The following is a 13,970-nucleotide window of genomic DNA, read 5'->3' on the forward strand; positions in this document are numbered from 1 at the left end:
GCTTATACCCTCGTAGCTCCTGTACGTGTGTAATGAGTCAGTCGGAGCCACAGGTCACGCGCCTGTTCGGCGGTCCCGGCAGTGGGAAGACGACCGCGCTCCTCGACCGCGTCGAGGAGATTCTCGAGGACGACGACGTCGAGATACGGGACGTGCTGGTCGTCTCCTACACGCGCGCCGCCGCGGCCGAGGTGCGAGAACGATTGGCCGAGCGCCTCGACGTGAACCCGCGCTCGCTGCGCGGGAACGTCTCCACGATGCACGCGAAGGCCTACGAGCTCCTGAACCTCTCGCGGGGCGACGTCGTCGGCGAGGACGACAAGGAGGCGTTCTGCGAGGACTACGGCATCCCCTACGAGGACGAGTACGCCTCGGGGTCGCGGCGCACGGCGCGCTCGACGACGCTCGGGAACAAGGTCATCGCCACGAGCCAGTGGCTCCAGCGCACCGGGCGCGACGTCGCCGACTGGTACGACGTGCCGTTCCGCTGGGACGAAGAGGAGGTCCGCCTCCCCCCGGACATCGACGACAACGCTCAGGTCGGCAACAAGTACACGCCGACGTGGCCCTCCAGCGACGACCGGTACGACATCCCCGAGTGCATCCGCGCGTGGCGCTCCTACAAGGGCGAACACGACCTCGTCGGCTTCGCGGACATGCTCGAACGCGTCGAGCAGCGCTCGCTCGTCCCGAACGTCGATCACCTCGTCATCGACGAGTTCCAGGACATCACGAGCCTCCAGTACAAGGTGTACCAGGAGTGGAAACCCCACATGGACACCGTCCTCATCGCGGGTGACGACGACCAGGTCGTCTACGCGTGGCAGGGCGCGGACCCCGACCTCCTCCTCGAAACCGAGGTGACGGAGAACGTCGTCCTCCCGAACTCCTATCGGCTCCCGAGCGAGGTGCTGAAGATCGTCCAACAGGAAGTCGGCCACATCGAGAACCGCCAGGAGAAGGACCTGAACCCGCGCAAGGAGGGCGGGACGGTCGAGGCCGTCGACTCGCCGTCGATGCTCGACCTCGTGCGGAACGTCCGGCGGACCATCCAGACGACGGACGAGACGGTGATGATCCTCTTCCGCGCGCGCTACCAGCTCTTCGACTTCGTGGACGAGTTCATCACGGAGGGCATCCCGTTCAAGGCGCTCACGGACCAGCGCCTCTGGACGGACCGCCTCCAGCAGTACGTCGAGGCCGTCGAGGCCATCGACGCGGGCGAGCCCGTCACCGGACTGCAGGCGCGCCGGCTGATGGACATGCTCCAGGACTCGGCGTTCGGGACGAACGACCGCAGCGACTTCCGCGACGAGATCGACGCGCGCCGCGAGGAGGCCAGCGAGGGCGACGAGGCCGACGCCCCGCTCGACGAACTCGAGTTCAGCCCCGAGTTCATCCGCAACTGGGTGCCCTTCGTCCCCGCGCCCGCCGCGGCCGCCGACATGCTCCGAAAAGTGACGCGCTACCAGCGCCGCTCCATCGACGCCTACTTCCAGGGCGACTATCGCGGGATGAACTCGGACCGCGTCCGCGTCGGCACCATCCACTCCGCGAAGGGGCGCGAGGCCGACCACGTCTTCCTCGCCACCGACCTCACGGAGAAGGTCGTCGAGCAGATGGCCGCGACGGCCGACCCCGACGACCTCCCCGAGGGCGTTGAGGAGTTCACCCGACAGAGCGACCCCGTCCCCGTCCTGACGGACAACGAGCGCCGCGTCTTCTACGTCGGGATGTCGCGTGCCCGCGAACGCCTCGTCCTGATGCAGAACCTCGTGACGGGCGCGCCGACGCTCCCGCTCGACGTCCTGCTCTACGGCGAGCCGACGGGCGAGACGATGGAGGAGGCGCTCGCCGAGGCGGCCGCGCCCATCTCGATGAACTAGGCGTGACGGCGACGGACGGGCGGGCCGCGACGGCGCTCGCCGACGCCATCGACACCCGCGGTGCCGCCGCGTTCGTCCACGTCGGCGACCGAAGCGACGCGACGCTGCGCTACCTCGCGGGCCCCGCCCTCCCGGACCGCCCGAGCGCGTTCCTCCGAACCGCGACCGGCAAGCGCCTGCTCTGTCCGCCGCCGGGCGCGGCGAGCGCGGCCCGCGAGACGTTCGACGGGACGGTCGTCGCGGCCCCGTCGCTCGACGCGAACACCGCGGGGGAGCGCGCCGCGGCCGCGTTGACGGCACGCGACGCCACCGGCACGGTGTTGACGACGGCGTCGGTCCCGCACGCGGCCGCGCTCTACCTCGAACGCGCGGGCTACGAGGTGGCCTCGACGGACGCGCTCACCGCGGCGCGCGCGCGAAAGACCGCGGCGGAACTCGACCGCCTCCGCGCCGTCCAGACGGCCGCGGTGGCGGGCGTCGAGCACGCCGAAGCGGTGCTCGCGGGGGCGAAATGGGAGAGCGAAAGCCACGCCGACGCTGATGCCGACGCCGCGAGCCTCGTCCACGCGGGCGAGCCGTTGACGACCGCGGCCCTCCGCCGCGAGGTGAACGCGGCGCTTTCGCGCGCGGGCGTCGACCCCGCCGGGAACACGCTCGTCGCCGCGGGACCGTCGTGGCGCGACCCCGCGCTCGGCGGCGACGACCCGGTCCGGGCGGGCGACCCCGTCCTCGTCGACCTCGCGCCGCGCGACGCGGCCGGCTACCACGGCCGACTCGCCCGGACGTTCGTCGTCGACACCGACGGCGGTTGGGAGCGGCGCGCGCACCTCGCGGTGACGCGGGCGCGCGAGGCCGGCCTCGCAGAGCTCACACCGGGGAAACCGGCGAGTCGCGTGCACGAGGAGACGGCGGCGGAGATCGTCGCGTACGGCTTCGAGAGCGTCGGCGAGACGCGAACGGACGGCACGCGGGCGCTCGGCCACGGCGTCGGCCTCGCCCGCCGCGAAGCGCCCCGACTGTCGGGGGCCGGCGACCTCGAAGCCGGACACGTCGTGGCGCTCGCGCCGACGGTGTTCGACGCGGCGGAGGGTGGCGGCGTCCGTGTCGCCGACCTCGCGGTCGTCACCGCGGAGGGATACGACCTGCTCGCGGACTACGCGACGTCGCTGTCGCCGACGGACGGATAGGCTACTTCCCGTCGTCCGCGTCCGCGTCGGCATCGGCGTCCGCATCGGCGTTCGTATCCGGGTCACGTGCGACGGCACCGACGGCGCGCTCGGCCGCCGAGACGGCGACGTCGTCCGGGGTGCGGACGTAGCGCTCGAAACCGAGGACGAGCGCCGCGAGCCCGAGGAAGAGGAGGGCGAGGGGCTTCCCCGCGAGCGCGTACTGCGCGCCGAGCGTGATGAGCGGCGCGCAGAAGGCGAGGGTGACGACGAAGGAGAGCTGCGAGAGAATCCCCATACGCGCACGTGGGGGCGAGCGCGGGTAGGCGTTGCGTCGCAAGCGACAACACTTTCGTGATACGTCCCGGAATCGAGAGCATGTTCACCGGCATCGTCGAGACGACGGGCCGTGTCGCCGACGTCACGCGAGACGACGAGGGGCGGCGTCTCCGCATCGAGACCGACGGCATCGACGGCTTCAGTCACGGGCAGAGTGTCGCCGTCGACGGCGTCTGTCTCACCGTCGAGGCGCACGGCGAGACGGACGAGGGCGCGTGGTTCGACGCCTTCCTCGCCGCGGAGACCGTCTCGCGGACGAGCCTCGCCGAGCGCGAGGTCGGCGACGGCGTCGACCTCGAACGCGCGCTCCCCGCGGACGGGCGCTTCGACGGCCACGTCGTGCAGGGCCACGTCGACACCACGACGGCGGTACGGGAGATCGAGCGCGTCGGCGAGGACTACCGCTACACGTTCGCACTCCCCGAGGGGTACGAGCGCTACGTCGCGGAGAAGGGGTCCATCGCCCTCGACGGCGTGAGCCTCACGGTGGCGAGCGTGGACGACGACGCCGGGACGTTCGACGTCGCGGTCATCCCGACGACGCGCGCGGAGACCACACTCGACGAGCGCGACCCCGGCGACGCGGTCAACGTCGAACTCGACGTCGTCGCCAAGTACGTCGAGCGACTGGAGACGTACTAGGGACAGACCTACTCGTCGTCGCCGACGTACTCGATTGCGGGCGTCAGGTCCTCGAAGGGGTCCTCGTACGCGTCACCGGCGCCGAGGTCGGTGTAAACGTCGCGGTAACGTGCGAGCTTGCGGTAGAGGATGAGGAGGAAGACGCCGTCGTAGACGAGGACGAAGCCGATGAAGGTGAGGAGGTTCCAACTCGGGACGAACTGTGGGGCGTAGGTCACCACGGTGTTGTACGTCGCGTGGATCGCCGCGGCGATGAGCAGGCCCTTGACGACGATGGGGCCGCGGTTCTCCGAGTTGAACTTGGCGAGCCCGAGGTAGTAGCCGGCGAACGCCGAGTAGATGACGTGGCCCGGTCCCGCGAACGTCCGAAGCGTCGCGGTCTGGAACGCCTGCCCGAGCGCGGTCTGGAGCGTCGCGCTGTTCGCTGCGGTGAGGAACTGTTGTGTGATGTAGATCGTGTTCTCTATCGTGGCGAAGCCGAGTCCGGCAGCCGCGCCGTACACCGCGCCGTCGATTACAGCGTCGAACTTCTCGGAGCGATAGGCGTAGAGCCTGACGGCGAGCCACTTCACCGTCTCCTCGACGGGACCAACGACGACGAAGAAGAAGAGGACCATGGCGATGGGAGCCACGAAGTCCTTGAGGACGGTGTTGAGCACGGAGGCGAAGCCGGCGAAGAGGAAGCCGAGGACGAACGTCCCGACGAGCATCGGGAGCGGTTCGCGCATCGTGACGTCCATCCGCCAGACGGAGAAGACGAGGATCGCCGCGGGGACTATCGAGAGCAGGACGTAGACGCCGAGCAGGGGGTTCTGGAAGGCCGCGACGCCGACGATCAGGAACTGGGCGGCGAGGATGACCACGGCGAGCGCGATGACCGACCACCGACCGCCGACGGTGAGCCACCCGTACACCCGGGCGGCGAGTCGATCGAGCGCGGTGCGCTCCTCCCACGACGCCACGTCGTAGAGGTCGCGGCCGTCCGCGACGCGCTGTATCGGGTCGCGTTTCTGAGGCATGCGCGGCGGTACAGCCGGCTCTCTCTAAGTTCTTCGGGCGAGAGCGACGTTTTTTCTGCCGGTCGCGCGTAACTCGCGCGTATGCTCTTCGACCAGCCGACCCGGCGCGCGCTCCGCGATGCCGGCGTCTCGACCGACACCCTCCGCGACGTCGAGAAGACGGTCGCGCGCGAGGCGCGGGAGACCGCCACGGACGTCTCAGCGTTCTTCGCGGACCACGAGACCGTCTACTCCGACATGGAGCAGACGCACTCGAACGAGGCGTACCCCGAACACGACGTCGACTACTGCGACCTCTTCACGCACAGCCAGGACGTCCGCGGGTTCCTTCGCTTCGACACGTGGGGCGTCTACGTCGAGGGGGCCCGAACCCTCGACGACGGGACGGTCGAACTCGAACTCGGGCCGACGGTCCACGACCGGGTCCGGTTCGCGCCGACGCGGGACGCGCTCGAATGACTCGCGTTCGCGTCCGCGGGATTTACGCGACCGCGCTCACGGCCGTGTATCTCGACGACGGGCACACCGTCGTGCAGGCCTCCGAGCCGATCCGGGAGCGCTTCGACGCGTCGTTCCCGGACGACCCACCCGAGGCCACCGTCGAGACCACCGCGGACCGACAGGGCGTCGGGCTCTCCGGCGCGCCGTCGGCGGTCGCGTCGCTACGCGAGCGCTGTACCGGTATCGAGGACGACGCGCTCGACTGGGACGAGGCCGTACCGGCCGGCGCGGTGTTCGACGCGCGCGTCGCGGAGACGACCGGCGGCGGCGCCGTCCTCGACCTCGGCGAGGGGCGGGAGGCGTACCTCCCGTTCGACGCCGCGGACGGCTACGTCGAGACGGGCGACGCGCTCCGGGTCCAGATTCGGGACCCCGCGCCGCCGTGGCTCGACGGCCGCGCGACGGCCGCGACGGCGCTCCGGACGCCCGGCGTGGGCGCGCTCGCCGCGCTGGAGGAGGGCGACGCGCTCGTCGCGGCGACGCCCGACGGCACGGCCGAGCACGAGCTCGTCCAGACGACGGAGATGCTGAACGTCGACGTCCCCGACGCGTGGGCGGTCCGCTGGGGTCGCGCCGCCGACGGGGCGTCGTTCGCGGCGCTCCGCGAGGCGCTCGAAACCGCCGTCGAGCGCGTCGACGAGCTGGAGCAGGCGCTCGACGAGGCGGGCGAGGTCGACGCGCCACGCGCCGTTTACCGGCCGCTTGAGACGGCGTGGGTCTGGTTCGGCCGCGGCGCGCGGTTCGCGCTCGACGACCGACGGTCCGGGGCGACGGCGACGATGCCCGGCCACCACCGGACGAAGGCCGCGACGCCGGCCGCGAGCCGCGCCGTCGACTTCGCGGAGGCTGTCGGCGTCGAAGCGGAGGAGTTCCCCTTCGACGCGGTGTCGGCGGCGTTCGGGCCGCGCGAGGGTGACACGCTCGCCATCGAGCACGGGAAGCCGAGCGGCCGGCTCATCACGCTCGGGAGCGGGACGGTGACGAACTGCGAGCCGTCGACGGGGAAGGTGACGCTCGAACGCGAGATGCATCCCGGCGGCACCTACGACGCGCTCGGGACCGAACGCGAGGCCGGCGACGTCGCGACCACGCGCTTCCAGGAGGGCCGCGAGTGGTACATGACGCGCTACGAGACGTCGGACGGCACGAGCAAAGGCACCTACGTGAACGTCTCGACGCCCGTGGAGCTGTTTCCGGACGCGGTCCGGTACGTCGACCTACAGGTGGACGTCGTGAAGTACCCGGACGGGACGGTCGAGGTCGTCGACGAGGACGAACTGGAGGCGGACGTCGAGGCGGACGACGTCCCGCGCTCGCTCGCGGACCGGGCGCTCGACGTCGCGGACCGACTGGCGAACGGGCTGCGGGAGTGACGAGCGGACTACGAGGAGGGCGAACAGACGACGGGAGGTGTGTCCCGCGGGCGGCCCATCGCCGGTTTCGCGCCGGCCGCGCCGCGGCGGCTCGTCAAGGGGGCATAGCCGCGGCTGGGGTCGTCTTCGGATTTGAAGGTTCGCGGACGGACGCACCGACCGCGGGGACGAGCGGTATCCGCTAGAAGTGCATCCCGTCGGAGTTCGGGCTGCCCTCGCCGCGGCCGCCGCGCCCGCCCTCGTTCCGGTCGATGCCCATGTAGCTCTCGGCCTGCCCGGTAGTCCAGTCGGAACCGGAGTCGTCGGAGAACCGAACGGTGACGTCGGTGACGGACTCGAAATCGGCGGCGAGGTCGGTCTTGATCCGGTGGGCGGTCCGGGGGCTGATACCGCAGCCGGCGCACGCGCCACCGAGTTCGATGACGACTTCGCCGGACTCCCGATCCGCCTTCCGAACGGCGGAGTCGCCGCCGTGCATCTGTATTATCGGCATCTGGGACGTGAGCCACCGCTCGACGCGCCCGTGGAAGTCCTCGCCGTCCGTTTCGCTGGCCTCGCTCATAGTACGAGATGGGTCCGCACGCGTGAAAGGGTTCGGGTTCCGGTGTTCGCCCGGGGTCCGGTGTGCGCCCGGGGTCCGGGGGCGTTCGCGCTCGGGGTGCGCGCGCCGGCCGGAGGCGTGGGCTGCGGCGGACCTACCCACACCTCGCGTCGTCTGTTCTCGGCGCGAGAGCGGCGTAGGTGAGGCAGGGGTGAGGCGAGGGTGGGGCGAGGGTGAGGCGAGGGTGAGGTGAGGGTGAGGCAGGGGTGAGCGGCGTGGGCGAGACGCGAGAAAGGAGGACGAGGCGCAAGAAAGGCGCGAGGGAAGGGAATGAGGCGTGGACGACGGGCCCGAGGGGTCGCCCTCGACTCAGTGAGACGTCGACGGCGGGAGGTCGAGGTCCGCGTCGGACGTGAGGATGTCGACGACGGGGTCGGCGGCGACGGTCGCCCGGTACTCGTTGTACCGGCCGCCCTGTCGGCCCTCGTTGGCCTGCGTCTTCGAGGCGAAGCCGAGCATGGCGAGTTCGTCGAGCTGATCGCGGAAGCGGTCGAGCGAGAGCGAATCCGATCCGTTGTGGGAGACGACACGCTCGTACGTCCGATAGACGTCCTTCGTTCGGACCGCGGCTTCGGTGCGCTCGGTGAGGCGAACGAGCGCGAGGAGGCTGTACTGGGCGTGGACGGTCTGGTCGCGGATGCGGTCCTCGATCCGGCCGCGTTCGAGTTCGTCCAGACGACGCGAGGTGTGTCTCGCGTTGCACACCGGCTCGCGTGCTCCGCCTCGGCACCCGCACCGTCGGGACCGGAGAACAGACGACGTGAGGTGTGGGGGTGTTGACGACGCGGGTAACGCGGCGCGCCCCGACCGGCCCGTCCGTCCCGCATCCACCACTCTCCCGCACCGGAACAGACGACGCGAGGTGTGTGGGGGAAGCGAGCCGTCCTAGTGGGCCTGCGAGCGGTCGCCGGTACCGCCGGTAATCGCGGAGGCAATCGCGCCGTCGAGGACGACGTCGTCGCCGAGGTTCGTGAGGCGGAGGTCCGGGACGTTGTTGAACACCGTCTCGTCGAGGCGCTCGCGGACGGGGTCGAGGACGAGGTCGGGGTTGTTGAGCGCGACGGCGCCGCCGACGTAGACGACGAGGGGCGCGTACGCCTGCGCGAGGTTCGTGATACCGAGCGTGTTCCAGTCGGCGATTCGGCCGACGACGTGAGAAGCGAACTCGTCGGTCGCGGCGTGCTCGAAGACGTCCTTCGCGGAGAACGAGTCGGAATCGACCGGCATCGCGGTGTCGGCGTCGCGTTCGTCGGCGAGTTGTTTCGCGTAGCGCGGGATGTTGTTCCCGGAGCAGTAGGCCTCCCAGTGGCCGTCACGTCCGCAGCCGCAGGTGCGGCGTCCGTCGGGGTCGACGGCCATGTGACCGACCTCGCCGGCGTTGCCGTCCCAGCCGGTGAGGACGTTGCCGTCGACGGCGACGCCCGCGCCGATTCCAGAGGAAATCGTGAGGTAGACCATGTCGTCGGGGTTGCGGTCGCTGTGGAAGCGCTCGCCGATGACGCCGGCGATGGTGTCGTTGTGGAGGTAGACGCGCTCGGAGCTGACGAGCTCGCGGACGGGACCGACGAGCGGGATGCGGCCGATTCCCTCGGGGAGGTTCGCCGGGTTGTCGATTGCGCCGTCGGCGAGGTCGAGCGGCCCGATGCTCCCGATTCCGGCCGCGGCCACCTCTGTCGGGTCGACGCCGGCGTTCGCGCACGCGGTCCGGACCGCGGCGAGGACGGCCTCGGTGACGGCGATGCCGGACGGGCCGCGCGGGGTCCCGCGGCGGTCGGTGCCGAGCACGACTGCCTCCTCGTCCGCGACCGCGGCGCGGAGGTTCGTCGCGCCGAGATCGACGCCCACGTAGTACGCCATCTGCCCGGTAGTGGCCGCCCCGGCGACTTAACTGCACAGATTTCACTACGGAGCGACGAACGATTTCGACGCGTCGCGCGAAAGGCGGGAGTATCGGGCCGGCGAGCGCGCTCGCCGTTCGGGGCGGATTCGCGTCGTTACTCGCCGCGGACGAACGTCACGGGGCAGGGCGCGGAGAGCATGACCTCCTGCGCCGTCGACCCGAAGACGGCCTTCCCGGTCGGCGAGCGCTTCCGACCGCCGACGATGACGAGGTCCGCGTCCTCGCTCTCGGCAAGGTCGACGATGCGCTGGCCGTGGTTCCCGATTTCGCCGCGGACGGTGTAGTCTATCTCCGCCTCGTCGAGGGCGGACGAGAGCTGGCGGATCGTCGCGTGACGCCGCGAGACCTCGTCGGCGGAGACATCGCCGCCGGCCTCGACGCCGAGGTTGTCGAGCGTCGACTCGTACTCCTCCTCGGTGAAGACGTGCGCCAGCACGACCTCGGCGTCGGTCGGGACGGCGATGTCAGTGAGCGTTTCGGCGAGGGCCTCGACCCGGTCGGCGTCACCGGGTCCGACCGCGAGCAGAATCTTCTCGATGGCCATGTCCGGCACAAGTCACGGCGAGCCCTTAAATATATACTCGCGGGAGGCGACCCACGGCGTATGTCGGCACTCGATCTGAGCGGGCGGACCGCGCTCGTCACGGGGAGCGCGGCGGGCGTCGGTCGCGGAATCGCGCTCTCGCTCGCCGAGGCGGGCGCGGCCGTCGCCGTCCACTACCACAGCAGCGAGGCGGAGGCGACGGCGACCGCGGCGGAAGCGACGGAGCGCGGCGCGCCCGAGGCGACGACCGTGCAGGCGGACGTCACCGACCCCGACGACGTCGACGCGGCCTTCGACGCCGTCGAGGCCGACCTCGGGACGGTCGACGTCCTCGTGAACAACGTGGGCGACTTCGAGCCGACCCACTGGGCGGAGCAGTCGGTCGCGGACTGGCGGCGCGTTCACGAGACGAACCTCGTCGGGACGATGGCGTGCGCGCGCCGCGCGCTCTCCGGGATGCGCGCGAACGAGTGGGGCCGCATCGTCAACGTCGGCTACTCGTCGTCAGAGAAGGGGCTCGTCGCCGCGAAGAACTTCCCCTATTTCGCCGCGAAGGCGGGCGTCCTGATGTTCACGCGGATGCTCGCCGCCGAGACGCAGGACGACGGCGTCACGGTGAACGCCGTCTCGCCCTACGTCGTCGAGACCTCCGACGAGTTCCCCGACGATGCCCCGCGCGGCCGGTGGGCGACCGTCGATGACCTCGCCAACGTCGTCCGGTTCTTCTGTGCCGAGGAGAGCGAGTACGTCTCCGGGGAGAACGTCGAAGTGGACGGCGGGTGGCTCCCCGAGGACGTCTGAGTGGCTCCTTCGCGGACCGAGCGGACGGGGAAGGGCGCACGGGCACGGCGGGGGAGTACATCGGACCCCCGGCCGGCACGAGAGAGGCTGAGTCGGGCGTTCCTCGGAGGGAGTGATTCGGTTAAGTGCGTTCGGCGCTAGGGTCCTCGCAACGAATGACGGCGAGTCACCACGCGGAACGCGGCGACGAGACGGCGGGTGAGCGCGATGAGTGAGGACTACATCACGGTCCGGGGCGCGGAGGAACACAACCTGAAGGACCTCGACGTCGAGATTCCGCGCGAGGAGTTCACGGTCGTCACGGGGCTCTCGGGGTCCGGGAAGTCCTCGCTCGCGTTCGAGACGATTTACGCCGAGGGGCAGCGACGATACATCGAGTCGCTCTCCGCGTACGCCCGGAACTTCCTCGGGCAGATGGACAAACCGCAGGTCGAGTCCGTCGAGGGGCTCTCGCCCGCCATCAGCATCGACCAGAAGAACGCGGCGAACAACCCGCGCTCGACGGTCGGGACGGTCACGGAACTCCACGACTACCTCCGCCTGCTCTACGCGCGCGTCGGGACGCCGCACTGTCCCGAGTGCGGGCGCGAGGTCGGCGAGCAGTCCGCCCAGCAGATGGTGCGCCGGATCATGGAGCTCCCCGAGGGGACGCGGGCGAAGATCGCCGCGCCCGTCGTGCGCGACCAGAAGGGGGCCTTCGAGGAGCGATTCGACGAGCTGCTCTCCGAGGGGTACGCCCGCGTCGAGGTCGACGGCGAGGCGTACGACCTGGCGACGGAACAGCCCGAGTTGGACGAGAACTTCGATCACACCATCGACGTCGTCGTCGACCGCGTGAAAGTGAGCGAGGACGCGCGCTCGCGCATCACGGACTCCGTCGAGACCGCCCTGGAGGAGGCCGACGGCGTGCTGAAGGTCGTCGTCCCGAACCCCGACGAGGGCGTCGAACTCGGCGGCGCGACGGCGCGTTCGACCGGTGACCTCGCGGACGACGCCGAGGACGACCGCCTCGTCGTCGAGTTCTCCGAGGAGCTCGCGTGTACGCACTGCGGAATCGACATCTCGGAGATCGAGACGCGGAGCTTCTCGTTCAACAGCCCGCACGGCGCGTGCCCGGAGTGTGAGGGCATCGGCGAGACGAAGGAGGTCTCGGCGGACCTCGTCGTGCAGGACCCCTCGAAACCCATCAAGCACGTCTTCGAGCCGTGGAGCTACAACCGCTCGTACTACCGGAACATGCTCGACAACGTCGCCGAGCACTTCGGCCTCGACGTCGAGACGCCGTTCGAGGAACTCGACGACGAGGTGCAAGAGGCCTTCGTCTGGGGGACCGAGGAGGAGGTCGTCTTCGAGAAGCAGACGAAGAACGGCGTGCGGCGAAAAACCGAGCAGTTCGAGGGCGTGGTGCCGAACCTCGAACGGCGGTACGTCGAGACGGACTCGGACCGCGTGCGCGAGCACATCGAGGACTTCATGAGCGTCACGGCGTGCCCGGCCTGCGAGGGCACGCGCCTGAAGCCCTCCTCGCGGGCCGTGCTGGTCGATGGCACCTCGATCACCGAGGTGAACCGCATGAGCATCGCCGACGCCCTCGCGCACTTCGAGGACGTCGAGGGGAGCTTCTCGGAGCGCGAGCGGAAGATCGCCGAGGAAATCCTGAAGGAAATCCGCGCGCGCCTCGGCTTCATGACCGAGGTCGGCCTCGATTACCTGACGCTCGACCGCGAGGCCTCGACGCTCTCGGGCGGCGAGTCCCAGCGGATTCGCCTCGCGACGCAGATCGGGTCGGGGCTCGTCGGCGTCCTCTACGTGCTCGACGAGCCGAGCATCGGCCTGCACCAGCGCGACAACGACCGACTCCTGAACACCTTAGAGGAACTGCGCGACCTCGGGAACACCCTGCTCGTCGTCGAGCACGACGAGGAGACGATGCGCCGCGCGGACGAGATCGTCGACATGGGCCCCGGTCCCGGTCGCCACGGCGGCGAAGTCGTCGCGCAGGGCCCCTACGAGGAAATCCTCCAGAGCGAGGAGTCCATCACCGCGGACTACCTCGCGGGGCGCAAGCGGATTCCGGTGCCGGAGGAGCGCCGCGACTGGGACGCGTCGCTGACGGTTCGGGGCGCGCGCCAACACAACCTCAAGGACCTCGACGTCGACATCCCCGTGGGCGCGTTCACGGCGATTACGGGCGTCTCGGGCTCCGGGAAGTCCACGCTGATGCACGACGTCCTCTACGAGGGGCTCGCGCGGGCGATGAACGACAACAGCTCGGTGAACCCCGGCGAGCACGACGGCATCGAGGGCACCGAGCACGTCGAGACCGTCCGGCTCATCGACCAGTCGCCCATCGGGCGCACGCCCAGGAGCAACCCCGCGACGTACACGGGCGTCTTCGACTACGTCCGCGAGAAGTTCGCGGAGACGAAGCTCGCCACGCAGCGCGGCTACGACAAGGGCCGCTTCAGCTTCAACGTGAAGGGCGGGCGCTGCGAGGAGTGCGGCGGGCAGGGCACCGTCAAAATCGAGATGAACTTCCTCTCGGACGTTCACGTCCCCTGCGAGGAGTGCGGCGGGGCGCGCTACAACGACGAGACGCTCGACGTGACGTACAAGGGCGCGACCATCGCGGACGTCCTCGACATGAGCGTCGAGGAGGCCCTCGACTTCTTCGAGGCGGACAGCCGCCTCGCGCGTCGCCTCCAGCTGCTGAGCGACGTCGGCCTCGACTACATGCGACTCGGGCAGCCCTCGACGACGCTCTCGGGGGGTGAGGCCCAGCGCGTGAAGCTCGCCGAGGAGCTCGGGAAGAAGGCGACCGGCGACACGCTCTACCTCCTCGACGAACCCACCACAGGCCTCCACTCGGAGGACGAGCGCAAGCTCGTGGACGTCCTCCAGCGGCTCACGGAGAGGGGAAACTCGGTGGTCGTCATCGAGCACGAACTCGACCTCGTGAAGAACGCGGACCACGTCATCGACCTCGGGCCGGAGGGCGGCGAGGCGGGCGGCGACATCGTCGCCACCGGGACCCCCGAGGAGCTCGCCGAGGTCGAGGCGAGCTACACCGGACGGTACCTCCGCGACAAGCTCCCGGCCGTCGACGTCGAGGGCCCGCGGAGCGACCGCGAGAAACCGGACGCGCCGACGACGGACGACTAACGTCGTTCCGCAGGAACGACGAGAACGCGAGCGGGG

General features: G+C 70.1%; 13 protein-coding genes. 7 read left to right on the forward strand and 6 right to left on the reverse strand.

Translation table 11 applies throughout. From position 1 onward, the window contains the following. The first annotated feature begins 32 nt into the window (after window positions 1–32). Both IEX84_RS09930 and IEX84_RS09935 read left to right on the forward strand, forming a co-directional pair. On the forward strand, window positions 33–1,886 hold the full coding sequence (locus tag IEX84_RS09930; protein WP_188872409.1) for a UvrD-helicase domain-containing protein: 1,854 nt from the start codon (window positions 33–35) through the stop codon (window positions 1,884–1,886). A 2-nt stretch (window positions 1,887–1,888) separates the two neighbouring features. Then, complete coding sequence (locus tag IEX84_RS09935) at window positions 1,889–3,073, forward strand: M24 family metallopeptidase (protein WP_229732354.1); 1,185 nt, start codon at window positions 1,889–1,891, stop codon at window positions 3,071–3,073. A gap of 1 nt (window position 3,074) precedes the next feature. Here IEX84_RS09935 and IEX84_RS09940 read toward each other — a convergent pair whose 3' ends face one another. Next, window positions 3,075–3,350 (reverse strand): DUF7533 family protein, encoded by a 276-nt coding sequence (locus IEX84_RS09940; RefSeq protein ID WP_188872411.1) that lies wholly within the window; start codon window positions 3,348–3,350, stop codon window positions 3,075–3,077. An 80-nt stretch (window positions 3,351–3,430) separates the two neighbouring features. Between IEX84_RS09940 and IEX84_RS09945 the strand changes: the two genes are divergently transcribed. Then, window positions 3,431–4,033 carry a riboflavin synthase gene (locus tag IEX84_RS09945; RefSeq protein WP_188872413.1) on the forward strand — a complete coding sequence of 201 codons (603 nt, stop codon included), beginning with the start codon at window positions 3,431–3,433 and terminating at the stop codon, window positions 4,031–4,033. An 8-nt stretch (window positions 4,034–4,041) separates the two neighbouring features. Here the strand turns inward: IEX84_RS09945 and IEX84_RS09950 are convergent, their stop codons facing one another. Next, window positions 4,042–5,052 carry a PrsW family intramembrane metalloprotease gene (locus IEX84_RS09950; RefSeq protein WP_188872415.1) on the reverse strand — a complete coding sequence of 337 codons (1,011 nt, stop codon included), beginning with the start codon at window positions 5,050–5,052 and terminating at the stop codon, window positions 4,042–4,044. A gap of 81 nt (window positions 5,053–5,133) precedes the next feature. Between IEX84_RS09950 and IEX84_RS09955 the strand changes: the two genes are divergently transcribed. After that, window positions 5,134–5,511, forward strand: coding sequence for a DUF7532 family protein (locus IEX84_RS09955; protein ID WP_188872417.1), 378 nt, complete (start codon window positions 5,134–5,136; stop codon window positions 5,509–5,511). Further along, the gene (locus IEX84_RS09960; RefSeq protein ID WP_188872419.1) at window positions 5,508–6,926 is read left to right on the forward strand and encodes a DUF402 domain-containing protein; all 1,419 of its coding nucleotides are present in this window, start codon (window positions 5,508–5,510) and stop codon (window positions 6,924–6,926) included. The genes IEX84_RS09955 and IEX84_RS09960 overlap by 4 nt, the downstream gene beginning before the upstream one ends. 181 nt (window positions 6,927–7,107) lie before the next feature. On the opposite strand, the gene IEX84_RS09965 is transcribed toward IEX84_RS09960, so the two are convergent. From IEX84_RS09965 to IEX84_RS09980, 4 genes are all read right to left on the reverse strand, one after another. Then, entirely contained in the window at window positions 7,108–7,488 is a 381-nt protein-coding gene (locus IEX84_RS09965; protein WP_188872421.1) for a NifU family protein, read from the reverse strand. A gap of 348 nt (window positions 7,489–7,836) precedes the next feature. Continuing rightward, the gene (locus IEX84_RS09970) at window positions 7,837–8,232 is read right to left on the reverse strand and encodes a Cdc6/Cdc18 family protein (RefSeq protein WP_188872423.1); all 396 of its coding nucleotides are present in this window, start codon (window positions 8,230–8,232) and stop codon (window positions 7,837–7,839) included. A 180-nt stretch (window positions 8,233–8,412) separates the two neighbouring features. Next, window positions 8,413–9,384, reverse strand: a complete 972-nt coding sequence (locus IEX84_RS09975) for an ROK family protein (protein WP_188872425.1) — start codon at window positions 9,382–9,384, stop codon at window positions 8,413–8,415. A 137-nt stretch (window positions 9,385–9,521) separates the two neighbouring features. Further along, window positions 9,522–9,971 (reverse strand): universal stress protein, encoded by a 450-nt coding sequence (locus IEX84_RS09980; protein WP_188872427.1) that lies wholly within the window; start codon window positions 9,969–9,971, stop codon window positions 9,522–9,524. A 60-nt stretch (window positions 9,972–10,031) separates the two neighbouring features. Here IEX84_RS09980 and IEX84_RS09985 point away from each other — a divergent pair, with 60 nt between their 5' ends. Together IEX84_RS09985 and uvrA are read left to right on the forward strand one after the other, a co-directional pair. After that, entirely contained in the window at window positions 10,032–10,772 is a 741-nt protein-coding gene (locus IEX84_RS09985; protein ID WP_188872429.1) for an SDR family NAD(P)-dependent oxidoreductase, read from the forward strand. A 207-nt stretch (window positions 10,773–10,979) separates the two neighbouring features. Further along, window positions 10,980–13,934 carry an excinuclease ABC subunit UvrA gene (gene uvrA / locus IEX84_RS09990; RefSeq protein ID WP_188872430.1) on the forward strand — a complete coding sequence of 985 codons (2,955 nt, stop codon included), beginning with the start codon at window positions 10,980–10,982 and terminating at the stop codon, window positions 13,932–13,934. Window positions 13,935–13,970 lie beyond the last annotated feature (36 nt).

It is taken from the genome of Halarchaeum rubridurum (genome assembly GCF_014647115.1).
Taxonomy (GTDB): domain Archaea; phylum Halobacteriota; class Halobacteria; order Halobacteriales; family Halobacteriaceae; genus Halarchaeum; species Halarchaeum rubridurum.